This window comes from Bacillus sp. FSL K6-1033 (assembly GCF_038630765.1).
Taxonomy (GTDB): domain Bacteria; phylum Bacillota; class Bacilli; order Bacillales; family Bacillaceae; genus Bacillus; species Bacillus altitudinis.
In genome coordinates this window covers 1361260-1376429 of the sequence record NZ_CP152041.1, presented here as the reverse complement: position 1 = coordinate 1376429, position 15170 = coordinate 1361260, and the positions used below count along the sequence as shown (strand labels likewise).

At 40.3% G+C, this 15170-nt stretch carries 15 protein-coding genes; 4 read left to right on the top strand and 11 right to left on the bottom strand.

Features of this window, described 5'->3' with window-relative positions; translation table 11 throughout:
- Window positions 1-24: 24 nt before the first annotated feature.
- Together MHH31_RS06990 and MHH31_RS06985 are read right to left on the bottom strand one after the other, a co-directional pair.
- Window positions 25-1314: an ATP-binding protein gene (locus MHH31_RS06990; RefSeq protein WP_024719547.1), complete on the bottom strand. Its 1290-nt coding sequence runs from the start codon at window positions 1312-1314 to the stop codon at window positions 25-27.
- 144 nt (window positions 1315-1458) lie between these two features.
- Window positions 1459-1737 carry an AbrB/MazE/SpoVT family DNA-binding domain-containing protein gene (locus MHH31_RS06985; RefSeq protein ID WP_017359400.1) on the bottom strand — a complete coding sequence of 93 codons (279 nt, stop codon included), beginning with the start codon at window positions 1735-1737 and terminating at the stop codon, window positions 1459-1461.
- A 275-nt stretch (window positions 1738-2012) separates the two neighbouring features.
- Here MHH31_RS06985 and mreBH point away from each other — a divergent pair, with 275 nt between their 5' ends.
- The 3 genes from mreBH to MHH31_RS06970 all read left to right on the top strand — a co-directional run bounded on the left by mreBH (window position 2013) and on the right by MHH31_RS06970 (window position 4566).
- Window positions 2013-3020, top strand: a complete 1008-nt coding sequence (gene mreBH / locus MHH31_RS06980) for a rod-share determining protein MreBH (protein ID WP_017359401.1) — start codon at window positions 2013-2015, stop codon at window positions 3018-3020.
- Window positions 3021-3094: 74 nt separating this feature from the next.
- Window positions 3095-3226: a protein YkpC gene (locus tag MHH31_RS06975; RefSeq protein ID WP_003210922.1), complete on the top strand. Its 132-nt coding sequence runs from the start codon at window positions 3095-3097 to the stop codon at window positions 3224-3226.
- A gap of 107 nt (window positions 3227-3333) precedes the next feature.
- The gene (locus MHH31_RS06970; RefSeq protein ID WP_342495408.1) at window positions 3334-4566 is read left to right on the top strand and encodes an aminopeptidase; all 1233 of its coding nucleotides are present in this window, start codon (window positions 3334-3336) and stop codon (window positions 4564-4566) included.
- Window positions 4567-4606: 40 nt separating this feature from the next.
- Here the strand turns inward: MHH31_RS06970 and MHH31_RS06965 are convergent, their stop codons facing one another.
- Entirely contained in the window at window positions 4607-6226 is a 1620-nt protein-coding gene (locus MHH31_RS06965; protein ID WP_007498620.1) for an ATP-binding cassette domain-containing protein, read from the bottom strand.
- Window positions 6227-6370: 144 nt separating this feature from the next.
- Here MHH31_RS06965 and MHH31_RS06960 point away from each other — a divergent pair, with 144 nt between their 5' ends.
- Window positions 6371-6646, top strand: a complete 276-nt coding sequence (locus MHH31_RS06960) for a hypothetical protein (RefSeq protein ID WP_008345136.1) — start codon at window positions 6371-6373, stop codon at window positions 6644-6646.
- Window positions 6647-6709: 63 nt separating this feature from the next.
- Here MHH31_RS06960 and lepB read toward each other — a convergent pair whose 3' ends face one another.
- The 8 genes from lepB to MHH31_RS06920 form a co-directional block, all read right to left on the bottom strand.
- Window positions 6710-7282: a signal peptidase I gene (lepB, locus tag MHH31_RS06955; RefSeq protein ID WP_034647709.1), complete on the bottom strand. Its 573-nt coding sequence runs from the start codon at window positions 7280-7282 to the stop codon at window positions 6710-6712.
- A gap of 210 nt (window positions 7283-7492) precedes the next feature.
- Window positions 7493-9385 (bottom strand): PTS fructose transporter subunit IIABC, encoded by a 1893-nt coding sequence (locus tag MHH31_RS06950; RefSeq protein ID WP_008345139.1) that lies wholly within the window; start codon window positions 9383-9385, stop codon window positions 7493-7495.
- A gap of 13 nt (window positions 9386-9398) precedes the next feature.
- Complete coding sequence (gene pfkB, locus MHH31_RS06945; protein WP_017359406.1) at window positions 9399-10310, bottom strand: 1-phosphofructokinase; 912 nt, start codon at window positions 10308-10310, stop codon at window positions 9399-9401.
- The gene (locus MHH31_RS06940; protein WP_342495407.1) at window positions 10307-11062 is read right to left on the bottom strand and encodes a DeoR/GlpR family DNA-binding transcription regulator; all 756 of its coding nucleotides are present in this window, start codon (window positions 11060-11062) and stop codon (window positions 10307-10309) included. The genes pfkB and MHH31_RS06940 overlap by 4 nt, the downstream gene beginning before the upstream one ends.
- A 335-nt stretch (window positions 11063-11397) precedes the next feature.
- Entirely contained in the window at window positions 11398-12591 is a 1194-nt protein-coding gene (locus MHH31_RS06935) for an ABC transporter permease (protein ID WP_058337396.1), read from the bottom strand.
- Window positions 12592-13278, bottom strand: coding sequence for an ABC transporter ATP-binding protein (locus tag MHH31_RS06930; protein ID WP_045034218.1), 687 nt, complete (start codon window positions 13276-13278; stop codon window positions 12592-12594).
- The gene (locus tag MHH31_RS06925) at window positions 13275-14381 is read right to left on the bottom strand and encodes an efflux RND transporter periplasmic adaptor subunit (protein WP_342495406.1); all 1107 of its coding nucleotides are present in this window, start codon (window positions 14379-14381) and stop codon (window positions 13275-13277) included. The genes MHH31_RS06930 and MHH31_RS06925 overlap by 4 nt, the downstream gene beginning before the upstream one ends.
- 20 nt (window positions 14382-14401) lie before the next feature.
- Window positions 14402-15022, bottom strand: coding sequence for a YIP1 family protein (locus tag MHH31_RS06920; protein ID WP_100324943.1), 621 nt, complete (start codon window positions 15020-15022; stop codon window positions 14402-14404).
- Window positions 15023-15170 lie beyond the last annotated feature (148 nt).

Here is a 15170-nt window from a genome sequence, read left to right as displayed (position 1 = left end):
ACATCACATCCTCTCACCTTGCTACTATCTGCTTTTTTGATACACAGGTAAGTAAATATCAAAAGCCGTTCCTTTGCTGAGCTCGCTCTTTACATCCATTCTTCCATGGTGATCTTTTAAGATTGTCGCACAGATCGTTAAACCAAGTCCTGTACCTTCTTTTTTAGTCGAAAAGAAAGGATCATATATTTTCAGAATGTCCTCTTCGGACATTCCTTTTCCTTCATCTTGAATCGTGATTTTCCATTCATTCATCACTTTTTCTGTTGATATGTATATACTGCCGCCTTCAGGCATCGCCTCGATCGCATTTTTGATTAAGTTAATGAACAGCTGCTTCATTTGATTGGCGTCTGCTAATATCGTGCCAGCATCCTGCTTTTTAAATGGCTGTTTGAGATCAATATTTGAAAGAACGGCATTGGTCTTTAATAAGGTAATCACCTGCTCTAGCAAATCATGGAGCTGTACTTCTTGAAATTGAACCGATTGAGGTTTTGCTAAGACAAGCAGCTCACTTAAAACAAAATCAATGCGTTTAATTTCAGAAAAGATGATATCAAAATAATCGGTTCTTTCAGGATATTGCGTTTTCATCAGCTGCAAAAATCCATTGACTGAGGTGAGCGGATTTCTGACTTCATGGGCAATACCAGCGGCTATTTGTCCTGCAACAGCCAGCTTTTGTGCCTGCATTTGCAATTGCTGATTTGATCTTTCAAGTTCAAGCTTTGCCTGCTTTTGTTTCGTGATATCTGCAACCGTTCCAATACCTCCAGTAAACTGGTGCTGTTCATCGAAATAAAGCTTATAATGCACATCTCCCCATACCTTTTTTCCTTCTTTATGGAGAAGCTGCAGCTCCACCCGCCCCTCATCCTTATGCTCTTTGATCACAGACAACAAATGCTGAACGACATGCTCTTCTTGATCAAAGTACTGATTGTACATCGTACCTAGACACTCCTCTATGTCGTAACCCGTCATTTGTTTCCAGGCTTGATTTAAAAAAATGATTTCACCTTTTTCATTGGTTTCAAAGACGATTTCTTGCAAGTTATCTGTTATTCGATTCAGCCGCTCTGTCAGTTCGTGTGCTTCTTTTTCTCGTTTATTTAAATCTGATACAAGCAAATTCAACCGGTCCACATAGCCTGAGATGCTCCAAATACCGGCCAAAACAACGACTGTAAAGGCTAGATCGAGCGGCCAATTAATGTGATAGCCGCTAAGATAATAAAAGAAATCCCAGCTCAAAATTAATATAAATGCAAGAACGGATAACAGGATCCGTACTTGATATGTTTTGTTCAAATAATTCCACCTGCCGCCCTGAGATTCTTTGTCAATTGTACCATTTTCCACTTATTTTTTGAGGGAGATGCGGCATTTTTAAGGAACTTTTTTAGAAAAAATAGCCTGCTCTCAGCACAATGGGAGAGAACAGGCTATTTTTATTTACTGCTGAAGGGCTTCTTGAAGCTCTTTTAGCAGTAGTTCTGCGCCTTCAGCGCTTAATGTAATTTGACCATTTCCATACTCGTGGTTCTCAGAAGTAATCTCACCAGTCATCAGGCAGACGCCCTCTGGCTGATATTTTTTCAAGACGATTTTATCTCCATCTATAAAAAATTCCATACTGTCTTTAATAGCGATATCAAGTGCTCTTCTCAATTCGATTGGCATCACAATACGCCCTAGTTCATCTACTTTTCTTACAACTCCGATAGATTTCAATTTCGTTCCCTCTTTCTTTCATTAGCTCAAGATCAATCTGTTTTTCACCAATTGATATATCGTAGACGTAAGAGATTCTTAAAAGGTTTCTCCTGCATAAAAATTTTTTCAAAATCGAAAAATCAAAGGGAAAATTTATTGTGATTGTCAAAATGAGACTTGAATTTTACAGATTCATTTCAAGGTGATCACAAACCCCCACAAATGACCTCAACCCTCTGAACTTTTAAATGTAAAATTGTTTAAAACAGCAAAAATAGAGATTGGGTGAAAACATGTTTCAAAATGCCGAAATTGGAATTGATTTAGGAACAGCTAACATATTGGTTTACAGTAAAAATAAAGGAATTATTCTCAATGAACCATCCGTTGTGGCAGTAGATACGGAAACAAAAACTGTCCTTGCGGTGGGGTCAGAAGCAAAAGAGATGATTGGGAAAACACCTGGAAAAATTGTAGCGATCCGTCCGATGAAAGATGGTGTCATCGCTGATTATGATATGACAACCGATTTACTCAAACAAATTATGAAAAAAGCAGGAAAAAATATTGGGTTTACCTTTAGAAAGCCGACTGTGGTTGTTTGTACACCATCAGGTTCAACAGCTGTCGAACGCCGCGCGATCAGCGATGCTGTCAAAAATTGCGGGGCAAAGCATGTGCATTTAATTGAAGAACCCGTCGCAGCTGCAATCGGTGCTGATCTCCCGGTGGACGAGCCTGTTGCCAACGTCGTTGTAGATATTGGCGGAGGAACGACAGAGGTAGCGATCATTTCATTTGGCGGAGTTGTCTCTTGCCACTCGATCCGAATTGGCGGAGATCAACTGGATGAAGATATCATTACTTTTGTGAGAAAGAAATACAATTTACTGATCGGTGAACGGACAGCTGAGCAGGTAAAAATGGAAATTGGTTATGGACTCATTGAACACGAACCTGAGTCATTAGAAGTTCGTGGACGCGACCTTGTCACAGGTCTTCCAAAAACAATTACACTTGAATCAACAGAAATTCAAGGTGCTATGCGAGAATCACTTCTTCATATTTTAGAGGCGATTCGGGCTACATTAGAAGACAGCCCACCAGAACTGAGTGGTGATATCGTAGATCGTGGCGTCATTCTAACTGGCGGTGGTGCACTATTAAACGGCATTCAAGAATGGCTCTCTCAAGAAATTGTCGTCCCAGTTCATATCGCAGCAAATCCTCTTGAATCTGTCGCAATTGGAACGGGTCGTTCATTAGAAGTAATCGACAAATTGCAAAAAACATTAAAATAATCTTCATGTTCTACTTCTTTTTTCATCATTTCGATCATATCGTGATGAATGGATAAACGTGAAGGAGGAAGAACATGTTGCTTGATTTAGGTAAACGGGTCGTTGTCACAGTCATTTTAACCGGTATTATTTTAGGAGGAATGAGCCTGTCGTTTTCACATATGCCCCCTTCTAATGCACAGCCTGTGAAACAACTGAACCGCTAAAAAAGCCGCACGAAAGCGGCTTTTTTATTTTGCTTCGGGACGGCTCCCCATTTTCCTTTTCGGTCTTAAATCTGATATGATGAACATGACTAAAGGAGGGTTTTTTTATGAGTTCATTCGAAAAACAACTAGATCAATATGCAAAAACCATCGTTGAAGTAGGTGTAAATGTTCAAAGTGGTCAAGAAGTGGTCGTATCTGCGTTCACTGAATCTGTAGACCTTGTCCGCCTTGTGGCAAAACACGCATATGAGCGCGGAGCGAAAAACGTACATATCCGCTGGAGTGATGGTGTTCTGACCCGTTTAAAATATGAACATGCCCCACAAGATGTGTTTGAGCAATTTCCAGAATGGGAAGCACAGATGATGGAAACCATCGCAAAACGTGGCGGTGCTTTTATTACGATCTTGTCAGAAAGCCCTGATCTTCTAAGTGGCATTGACTCGAAAAAAATTGCTTCACAGCAAAAAGCTGCAGGTTCAGCACTTCATACATATCGTCAATACGTTCAATCTGACAAAGTTGCATGGACAGTCGTCGGGGCTGCATCAAAAGATTGGGCGAAAAAGATTTTCCCTGAGCATGCAGATGAAGAAGCTGTTGCATTATTATGGGAACAAATCTTTAAAGTCGCCCGCGCTGATCAGCCAGATCCTGTTGAAGCGTGGAAAAAGCATGATGAATCACTAAATGAAAAAGTAAAAGTATTAAATGAACGTCACTACCACAAGCTGCACTATGAAGCACCAGGTACAGATTTAACGATTGAACTTCCAGAGCAGCATATTTGGGTAGGTGCTGGCAGCGTAAGTGAACGCGGCGTATCATTCATGGCCAATATGCCAACAGAAGAGGTCTTTACCGTACCTAAAAAAGATGGTGTAAACGGAACTGTCTCTAGCACTAAGCCACTTAGTTATGCAGGAAACATTATCGATGAATTTACGTTAACCTTTGAAAATGGGCGTATTGTAGATGTGAAAGCAAAAGAGGGCGAAGACATTTTAACCTCTCTCGTTGAAACAGATGAAGGCTCACATTATCTAGGTGAGGTTGCCCTTGTACCAGATGATTCACCAATTTCTAACTCAAATATCCTCTATTACAATACACTTTACGATGAAAATGCATCCAATCACCTTGCCATCGGCAGCGGTTATGCATTTAATATCGAAGGCGGTAAAGAGATGAAACGTGAGGAACTAGAAGCAGCTGGTGTGAACAGCAGTATTACACACGTCGATTTCATGATTGGTTCAAAGGAAATGAATATTGATGGAATCACAAAAGATGGTAAACGTGAACCGATTTTCCGAAATGGAAATTGGGCTTTTTAAAGAAAAAAGACATCCTCATGTGGATGTCTTTTCTTTATGTTTATGCATACAGTTCTTGTAGTCTTTTTTGAATCTCTTGATCTGATAAGAACTCATCATAAGTTGTTTGTTTATCAACGATGCCGTTTGGCGTCACTTCGATAATCCGGTTTGCAACTGTTTCAACAAACTGATGGTCATGAGATGAGAAGAGCATAGCCCCTTTAAAGCTCATTAGACCGTTATTCAGCGCTGTGATGGACTCTAGGTCTAAATGGTTCGTCGGCTCGTCTAACAGCAAAATATTCGCTCCAGACAGCATCATTTTTGATAACATACAACGAACCTTTTCTCCACCTGATAAGACGCTTGCTTTTTTCTTCACTTCTTCCCCTGAGAAAAGCATACGGCCTAAGAAACCACGCAGGAAGCTTTCACTTTGATCATTAGGAGAATATTGACGAAGCCAATCAACAAGATCTAAATCGCTTCCTTCAAAATATTCGCTGTTGTCTTTAGGGAAAAAGGCTTGAGATGTTGTCACGCCCCATTTAAACGTCCCGCTGTCTGGCTCCATTTCACCAGCAAGGATTTTAAATAAAGTAGAGACAGCAAGCTCATTACGGCTTAAGAACGCAATTTTATCCTCACGATTCATAATAAAGCTGACGTTATCCAGTACTTTTACACCGTCAATCGTTTTTGATAGACCTTCTACTTGAAGGACATCATTTCCGATTTCACGCTCTGGCGCAAAATGAACATAAGGATATTTACGAGAAGATGGTTTAATGTCATCTAGCGAAATCTTATCAAGCAATTTCTTTCTTGATGTCGCTTGCTTCGATTTAGATGCGTTCGCACTGAACCGAGCAACGAATTCTTGAAGCTGCTTAATTTGTTCTTCTTTTTTCTTGTTGGCATCCTGGCTGAGTTTTAATGCCAGCTGGCTTGATTCATACCAGAAATCATAGTTTCCGACATACACTTGAATTTTTCCAAAGTCAAGGTCTGCAATATGCGTACATACTTTGTTTAAGAAGTGACGATCATGCGATACGACGATGACGGTATTCTCAAAGTTAATGAGGAACTCTTCCAGCCACTGGATCGCTTGTAAGTCCAAGTGGTTCGTTGGCTCATCGAGAAGGAGAACGTCAGGTTTACCGAATAGAGCTTGTGCTAACAATACTTTAACCTTTTCAGATCCGCCAAGCTCAGACATTTTCTTCGATTGCAAGCTCTCTGGAATGCCAAGACCTTTTAATAGGATCGCAGCTTCACTTTCCGCTTCCCATCCGTTTAACTCAGCAAATTCACCTTCAAGCTCTGCTGCACGAATCCCGTCTTCATCTGAGAAATCAGGTTTCATATAAATCGCATCTTTTTCCTGCATCACATCATATAGACGTTTGTGACCCATGATGACGACTTTTAACACTTCAAACTCTTCGTATTCAAAGTGGTTCTGTTTTAAAATCGCTAAACGTTCACCAGGACTCATATGAACATCGCCCGTTTGAGCTTCAATTTCTCCAGAAAGAATCTTTAAGAACGTTGATTTACCAGCTCCATTGGCACCAATTAGTCCGTAGCAGTTGCCAGGAGTGAACTTAATATTTACTTCTTCAAATAATTTACGATCAGCAAATCGCAAACTAACATTATTCACTGCAATCATTTATTAATCCTCCATCACTCATTCATCAATATGAAGTATAACATGAATAACGATTGATAGAAACGTCTCTCGCTAAGAACAAAGGCTTTTTGTCGAATATGGTATAATAAGTGGGAATGTTTTTGTTGAAGGAGTTCGGGCGATTTGAGATTACTCACACTCATGGAATACTGTTTATTGATTTTCTTTATGGGCATTTATTTATCGGCGACTGGCTTTAATGCAAGAGACTTTGGCCTTTATATTGGACTTGTCCTCATTTACACACTGGTCCATATCTTTTCAAAACGGTTTTTACAAAAGCGCGGAAAAGACAATGTGAAAATTGGATTATTCCGTTCTGTTTTGGCGATTACTGGGTCCGTTTTCGCTTCTGTTTTGGCCATTGTCATCATTGTCACAATGCTCACACCAAATTAAAAACGACCCTACATGAAGGGTCGTCCATTCAAGCACCTTTCTTACGCATTGAGAAAGGTGTATTTATTGTGTTTGTCGAATATCGCCAAATGGGAAGAAAACAAATTCTGATGTGCCGACAATCCGATCCTTTTCAATGAGTCCGAGTCCATTTCGACTGTCCATAGAATTCAGTCTGTTGTCACCCATAACAAAGTAATCGTTTTTCGGTACTTTCACTGGACCAAAATCTCCTGTTAAATGTACCTCATACTCTTTGGCATGCGCCTTGTTCTCTTTTAAATAAGGCTCATCTACTTTTTTACCATTAATGTAAAGCGTATCATCCTTCATTTCAATCGTGTCGCCTGGAAGGCCGATCAATCGTTTGACATAATGAATTTTCTGACCGTCTTTTCCATTAATAATCACGATGTCACCACGTTTGACTCCACCGAGATAGTTGATGGTTTTGTTAACAAACAGCTTTTCTCCATCATGAAGGGTTGGTTCCATTGACTCTCCTTCCACCACATACGGCTCAAAAATAAACGTACGGATGATGAGGACGAGGGCAAGTGCAATTAAAATGGCTTTGATCCATTCAAACAGAGAACTTTTCTTCTCTTTTTTGGCTTGTTTCCCATCAGATTGAATGTCATTTTCGTTTTGTTTGTTTTCTTCGTTCAAAATACTGCTTCCTCCTAAGACTTTCTGCTAAAAGACTTGAAACGCGAATTGAATAACTTTACTTTATCACATGTCATTTAAAAATTCACAAGACAACCATTCAATTAGATATTTTTTCCTAATTTGCTGATGATTAAACAAAAAGAAGCACCGCTCTTCACGATGCTTCTTTTCAAATTAAGCTTCTTGTCGGACTGGTTTTTTTAGAATTCCGAGAAGTAGCGCTGTAACAATGGCACCGATTAAGATGCTGATGATGTAAAGAACTGGATGGTTTGTTACCCAGAAAACGAATAGTCCGCCGTGCGGTGCAGGAAGCGTCACTCTAAAGAATTCTGTTAATCCACCTGCAACTGCTGCACCAATCACAGCTGAAGGAATGACGCGCAGAGGATCTGCCGCTGCAAACGGGATCGCCCCTTCCGTAATGAACGCAGCTCCCATGAAGTAGCATGTAATACCTGCTTCACGGTCACGTTTAGAGAATTTGTTTCTAAAGATCGTTGTCGCTAGGGCAATTCCTAGAGGCGGCACCATTCCGCCTGCCATAATCGCAGCATGCGGTGCATAGTTGCCAGCAGCAATCATCGCAAGACCAAATGTGTAGGCCGCTTTGTTAATCGGACCACCCATATCAATGGCCATCATACCAGCTAAAATAATCCCCATTAATACAAGGTTTCCAGTACCAAGTGATTCAAGCCAGTGTGTTAATCCGTCCATGACCATTTTAACAGGTGTGTTGACGATGTAATGCATGATAATCCCTGTAAAGAAAATACCGAACAATGGATAGAGCAGAACTGGTTTAATACCATCGAGCGACTGTGGTACAAAAGTGAATACTTTTTTGAGCAGCACCACGATGTAACCAGCAAGGAAACCAGCAATCAATCCGCCTAAGAATCCAGCACCTGCTGCTGAGGCCATGAATCCGCCAACCATACCTGGTGCGAAACCTGGACGATCTGCAATACTCATTGCGATAAATCCAGCTAATACAGCAACGATTAAGGCAAGTGCATTATCTCCACCAATTCCTTTTAATACAGCTGCAAATGAATTGAAAGAAGGGTCTTTAGGGTCAGCTGAGTTAATTCCCCAGAAGAATGAAATCGCAACGAGGATACCGCCCCCAACAACAAACGGAAGCATGTTGCTTACACCGCTCATTAAGTGCTTATAGAATCCACTTCTTCCCTTACCTGACGATTCATTTTCATCTTTTGAAGAACTGCCGCCTGAACCTTTATAAATCGGCGCATCTTGATTGATGGCTTTTTCGATCAATTCTTGCGGACGGCGAATTCCAGCTGTCACAGGTACTTCAATGACATGTTTGCCTTTAAAGCGTTCCATTTCCACTTGTTTATCAGCTGCCACAATAATAGCTGGCGCTTCTTCAATTTCTTTTGCTGTCAGGGCATGTTTAATTCCACTAGAGCCATTTGTCTCAACTTTAATGTCAACGCCCATTTCTTTTGCTTTTTCTTTCAAAGCATCTGCGGCCATAAATGTATGCGCGATGCCTGTTGGACAAGCTGTCACCGCTAAAATTTTAGCAGGTTTTCCCGGTGCAGCCGGTTCCTCTTTGACTTCCTCTTCTTCTTCATCGTCTTTATCATGTGTATTGATAATTTCAATGATTTCATCTTCAGTAGCCGCTTCAAGAAGTTGCTTTCGGATCTCTTCACGCATGAGAAGTGTGGATAAACGAGAAAGTGCTTCTAAATGCGTGTTGTTTGCGCCTTCAGTTGCTGCAATCATAAAGACAAGATGACTTGGCTGTCCGTCTAATGATTCATAATCTACACCAGCTGTTGAACGGCCAAATGCAATGGCAGGTTCTTTCACACTTGCTGTTTTCGCATGAGGAATCGCAATTCCTTCTCCGATTCCCGTAGAGCTTTGTTTTTCACGATTAACAACAGCTGCTTTGTAGCCTTCTTTATCATTTAATTTACCAGCTGTATCTAATACAGTGACCAGTTCTTCAATAACGGCTTCTTTTTGCTGGCTGTCTAATTGAAGCTTAATCGTATGCTTCGTGAGTAGTTCTGTAATTTTCATGATGACTCCTCCTTTAAATGCGTGTGACTTTTACTTGTGGCAATAATGTATCGACAAGCTCTTTTGTTCCAAGTTCCTCAGAAAATGCTGTAGCACTTCCTGATGTGACGCCAAGCTTAAATGATTCTTCTATGGAAAGGCCTTTAGAAACGCCAGCTAAGAATCCTGCAACGACTGAATCCCCTGCACCAACTGAGTTGATCAACTTGCCTTTTGGAACATTAGATTGAAAGATCCCTTCCTTACTGAATAAGAGAGCGCCGTCTCCAGCCATAGATACAATGACATGTTCAGCACCTTGTTCCAACAGCTTTTTCCCATAAGGAATGGCTTCTTCTGCAGATGAAATACTGGTTTCAAACATTTCACCTAACTCATGATGGTTTGGTTTCATTAAGAATGGTTTCAGATCTGCTGCTTTTTTTAAGGCTTCTCCAGAAATATCAAGTACTACTCTTACCCCTTGCTTCGCACATACTTCAGCAATGCGCTCATATGTGTTATGAGGCAGTGAAGAAGGAATGCTGCCTGCTAATACAACGACATCGCCTTCTGTTAATGAAGTGAATTGGGATAAAAACGAATCGAACTGTGCTTCAGTAATACTTGGACCGAGCCCGTTGATTTCTGTTTCTTCGCCTGTTTTTAGTTTCACATTGATACGTGTATCTTCTGACACCTCATGAAAGGCTGTTTGTAATTGTTCGTTTTGTAAAAAGTCTTGAATATATTTCCCTGTAAAACCGCCAATGAATCCAAGTGCTTTTGATTCAACACCGTGCCGTTTTAAAAGCCTTGAGACATTGATTCCTTTACCACCTGGATATTTTTTGTCATAGGTTGAACGATTTAAACCGCCGACCGCAAAATCCTCCACGTGTACGATGTAATCAACTGATGGGTTTAAAGTAACTGTATAAATCATGTTTTCACTACCTTTATAACCGTTTTTTCATGGTAATTATCGAATGAATCCTCTTTTGCGTCGTTTGTGATAATGGTGGCTTCCTGTAAACTAGCAAAGGTTGAAAACGATATTTCGCCAAACTTTGAGGCATCTGTTAAAATGTAGGTTTTTTTCGCCTGCTTCATAGCTCTTTTTTTAATGAGCGCTTCTTCTGGATCAGGTGTTGTAAACCCTGCCTCGGGATGAATGCCGTTCGTCCCAACAAAGCTTTTGTCAAAACGGTAATTTTCCATAGCTGTCAAAGCTGCGGCTCCCACTATGGCTCCTGTTCGATGTTTCACTGATCCGCCTATCAAGTAAAAAGAAATGCCTTTTCTCATGAGTGCTTCAATGTGCATGACACCATTTGTCACCACCACGATATCTTGATCTGGATCGATAAAGTCAATCATTTGCTGTGTTGTCGTACCAGCATCTAAGTAAATACAATCGCCTTGTTTTAAAAGTGATGCAGCTGCCTCTGCAATCAATGACTTTTCATGAAGGTTTTTGGCAGATTTCTCAAACACATCTGGTTCAAGACGAATACTAGATATTTTAGCAGCTCCTCCGTGAACTCTTTTAAGAAAGCCTTTTTCTTCGAGGGCTGATAAATCTCTTCTAATTGTAGATTCAGACGCATCCGTCATAATCGTTAAGTCCTGTATTTTGATGACATCGTTTTCTTCTAAATAGTCGATAATGAGTTGATGTCTTTCTGGTGTTAGCATTGAAAACACCCCCTTTTGAAAACGTATTCATTTTGCGCGCACCTTTATTGTAATCGCTTTTTTCAACATTATCAATACAAAACAATCAAATACATTCAATAACTATCAAAATCTTTCACAATGGTCATCTTACCTTTATATGTACCATTTGTAAACTGAAAAATATGTGACATTGAGAAGAAAGTCATGATATTAGCATTTCTATCATTTTTCATTTCATTCAATTGAACGAAAAAAAGCCTTTATGCGTTTTGCATAAAGGCTTCAGGTGCGGAACAGCAGGCAACATATCTCGTTCTACCTTCTTGTCAGCACCTTGAACGTTAACTTTAGGATTATTCATATCTAAGTGATTCAATAGGATCGAGCCTCGCTGCTTTATTGGCAGGAATCAGTCCAAAAATAATACCAATGAGCATACTAAATAGGACGCCTCCACATACGATTTGCCACGATACAAGAGAAGGCCACCCTGCAAACAGTGACACAAGTGAAGCACCTCCTAAGCCAAGCGCGATTCCAAGTAACCCACCGATCAGTGTAAGGACGACAGACTCAATTAAAAACTGAACGAGTATTTGAGCCCTAGTTGCCCCAAGTGCCTTTCGAATTCCGATTTCTCTTGTTCTTTCTGTGACAGATACGAGCATAATATTCATGACACCAATGCCGCCGACAAGTAATGAGATACCAGCAATTGAGCCAATGATTGTTGTCATGACAGACGTAATCTGACCAATGCCTGCTGCAATCTCTTCCAGATTGATCATTTCGTAAGCATTTTCTGTATGGTGATTTTCATTTAAGCGTGCAGCCGCACTCTTTCCTACTTCTTTCATTTGATCAACATGTGCGACTTGAATAGACAACTTATCATATTCTTTCACACCAAATGCAGTTGTCAGCATTGCAAAAGGGACATATATTTCATTCATATCAAATGAAAACAGCCCTTCCTGTTTTGCTAGAACTCCGATCACCTCAACCGGCTGTCCATTCATCCAAATCAACTCGCCTACTGCCTTCTCTCCATTAAACAATTCTTTTTGTATCCCTTCTGAAATAACAGCTGCCCTTCTTCCGCTCCTAAAATCGATTTCACGTAAGTCCTGTCCTTCTGCTATATGTAATGAATGTACATTCGTGTAGCCTTCATTAATCCCATTGACCGTTGCATCTATTGTTGTATCTTGGAATCTTAATTGCATGCCTTGTGCCGTGGAGGAGGCAACCTGTTTAACCCCATTCAATGCTTGAACACTTTGAATGTCTTCTTCAGTAAATGTGGCTTCAAATAACGCATTCGGATTCGCATTTAACTCCTCATCAGAGGGTGTATAGGTCATATCAATGGTATTGTTTGGCCCTGAAATTGATTCTTTCAGCATTTGCTCGCCGCCTTGACCGATGGCAACGACTGCAATCACCGAGCCAACCCCAATAATAATGCCAAGCATCGTTAAAATAGACCGCAATTTATGAGCAAGGACAGAATTCAGCGCTATTTTGATATTTTCAAAGAGTTTCATTCATTCGTCTCCTTGTATCAATCTATCTTGAGCGAGGCGTCCATCTCTCACAACGACTATCCGGTTTGTATACGCAGCTATTTCTTCTTCATGAGTAACGAGCACAACCGTTGTTCCTTCCTCATTGAGCTTTGTAAACTGTTCCATAATCGAGCCGCTCGTTTTTGAATCAAGAGCGCCTGTTGGTTCATCTGCCAAGATAAGCTCCGGCTCATTGACAATCGCACGTGCGATGGCTACTCTTTGCTTTTGACCCCCTGACAACTCGTTTGGCATATGCTTCATTCGATCTGCCAAACCAACCTTTTCAAGTGCCATTTCCGCACGTTCTTTTCTTTCCTTTTGACTGATACCAGCGTAAATCATCGGAAGTTCAACATTTCGCCTCGCATTTAATCTAGGCAGTAAATAAAATTGTTGAAAAACAAAACCAATGGATCGATTTCGAATCACTGCCAGTTCTTGATCCTTTGCTGCCGACAGCTCCATACCTTGAAAATGGTACTGTCCGGAGGTCGGGTGGTCCAGACAGCCAATGATATTCATTAACGTTGATTTTCCAGAGCCGGACGGGCCCATAATGGACATATACTCGCCTTTACCAATGACGAGGTCCACTTCACTTAATACATCAAATGTCTCCTCAGCGACTTCGTAGCTTTTTGTCACGTTTGAAAGCTGAATCATTCAGCATTCACTTCCATTCCGTCATACATATCATCTGATGGCTCTGCAATGATTTGATCTTCTTTTGTTAAACCTTTCGTCACTTCAAGATCTTGACCTGACGTTTCACCTAATGTCACTTTTACTTTCTTCAGTGCATTCTTTTCAACAACATAAACGTATGAACCATCTTTCTCTTTTTTCACAGCTGTTTCAGGAATTGTGTGCACTTGACGCTTGTCCGTTTCAATTTCCATGATCATTTTAAAGCCTGGTTTTGCATCCGGCTTTTTCCCTTTTATTTCAATTTCGACTGGATATTGTACGGTTTGATCACTAGCAGCTGTTTCTGCTGTTGACTGGGCAGGCACAGCGCCCACTTTTTTCACCACTCCTTGCCAACTCTTTCCGCGAATGACATCAGACGTTACCTTTACTTTTTGTTTCTTTTTGACTTTCATAGCATCATACTCACTGATTAAGCCTCGTACAATCATTTTTTTCTCATTGCCAATATGGATTACCGGCTGTCTCTCTTCTAGCTTCCCTGCGCCAGCATCTTGCTCGATGGAGATGACTGTTCCTTCAATTTTGCTATGTATCGTTAAATCTTCTATTTGTGCCTTTACTTTTTCTTGGTTAAGCTCCGCTTGTTTTTGCTCTAATTCAGCAGCTTTGAGTTCGAGTTCAAGCTGATCTCGCTCGTTTTTCGAATCAAAGCCCGCCTTTTTTCCCTGATTTTCATCTAATGTATTGAGTCTATTTTGTAATTGTTGAAGCTTTAGTGTACTTGATTCAGCCGCAAGTGCTTGCTGCTGTTCTTCAAGCTCCAGTTCCTTATTTTCATATGTAAGGAGCGGTGTTCCAGCTTTCACCTTTTCTCCTTCTTTCACAGCGATATGATTCAGGCTTCCCTTCTCCTCTTCTGTATAAATAAATTGCTCCTCCGAGAATGAAAGTGTTCCAGGCGTCATCACCTTAGAGGTTATTTCTTTTGGTGTGAGTTTAACTGTTTTAAATGCTGCCGTAGACACAGGTTTTGATTGGTTTTTTGCAATGTTAAATCCAATAAATAAACCAATCACAATAATCAAAATGGATCCGATGATGATTTTCTTTCTCATAAAAACATTCTACCCCCAGCTTACTGCATGTTGATGGTGATCGTAGTTCCTACATATTGAAAAATTAAAGATAATACATAAAAGACACTCACAATAATCCAAGATATTCTTGGCGAAATGCGGCCGACCTTGATCAATAAAAAGCCTGTTAAAACAAGATTCCAGATCACAAAAAGGTCAATATTTCCTAACACAGCATGCCATGAACCAGACATTCGAATGAATGCGTTTAATGAGGTAATAGTGATATCTTTTGGCACATGAAAAATGATGATCGCTAAATGAGAAATGATCGTACCAATGATCGTAATAGGTGTGATATAAAGCACACCTGAAAATAGCTGCTGAAACGTTGCATCACCTTTTGCTAAAAAGACGATGAACTTGTATACGGCAGTATTAATGACAATCCCAATGACCAAACCAATGAGCGTGATCACATAAACGAAAGGGATTGGTAAAATTAAATCTGCCCACATTCCTTCATTCACTAGCTGAGACAAATAAGTGACAACAACTGTTAATACAAGCACACATGATAAAGGCCACCAAACGAATGGCTGCTCCCACACTCTTTTTAAATGCTCTGATGGTCTTGTGCTTACGCCTATAATTGTGGGTTTTTGCGTTGTTTCTTTCATCAAATGTCATCCTCTCCATGTGCTGTAAGTATGGAAACGTTTTTTCATACTCTTGTTGTTTCTATTTTATCAAAAGATTGCCAATAAGTGATAGATCATTTGATTTTCTTATTTTCATAGTGATAGGATTGAATCTATTATTCTATTT

Excerpts from the sequence above, each read along its gene's own strand:
- MHH31_RS06965 (WP_007498620.1), bottom strand. The coding sequence starts at position 6,226 with ATGATTGCAGTGAATAATGTTAGTTTGCGATTTGCTGATCGTAAATTA.
- MHH31_RS06920 (WP_100324943.1), bottom strand. The coding sequence starts at position 15,022 with ATGAAAGAAACAACGCAAAAACCCACAATTATAGGCGTAAGCACAAGA.
- MHH31_RS06975 (WP_003210922.1), top strand. The coding sequence starts at position 3,095 with ATGTTGCTTGATTTAGGTAAACGGGTCGTTGTCACAGTCATTTTAACC.
- MHH31_RS06930 (WP_045034218.1), bottom strand. The coding sequence starts at position 13,278 with ATGATTCAGCTTTCAAACGTGACAAAAAGCTACGAAGTCGCTGAGGAG.
- MHH31_RS06940 (WP_342495407.1), bottom strand. The coding sequence starts at position 11,062 with ATGCTAACACCAGAAAGACATCAACTCATTATCGACTATTTAGAAGAA.
- pfkB (WP_017359406.1), bottom strand. The coding sequence starts at position 10,310 with ATGATTTATACAGTTACTTTAAACCCATCAGTTGATTACATCGTACAC.
- MHH31_RS06925 (WP_342495406.1), bottom strand. The coding sequence starts at position 14,381 with ATGAGAAAGAAAATCATCATCGGATCCATTTTGATTATTGTGATTGGT.
- MHH31_RS06950 (WP_008345139.1), bottom strand. The coding sequence starts at position 9,385 with ATGAAAATTACAGAACTACTCACGAAGCATACGATTAAGCTTCAATTA.
- MHH31_RS06970 (WP_342495408.1), top strand. The coding sequence starts at position 3,334 with ATGAGTTCATTCGAAAAACAACTAGATCAATATGCAAAAACCATCGTT.
- MHH31_RS06935 (WP_058337396.1), bottom strand. The coding sequence starts at position 12,591 with ATGAAACTCTTTGAAAATATCAAAATAGCGCTGAATTCTGTCCTTGCT.
- mreBH (WP_017359401.1), top strand. The coding sequence starts at position 2,013 with ATGTTTCAAAATGCCGAAATTGGAATTGATTTAGGAACAGCTAACATA.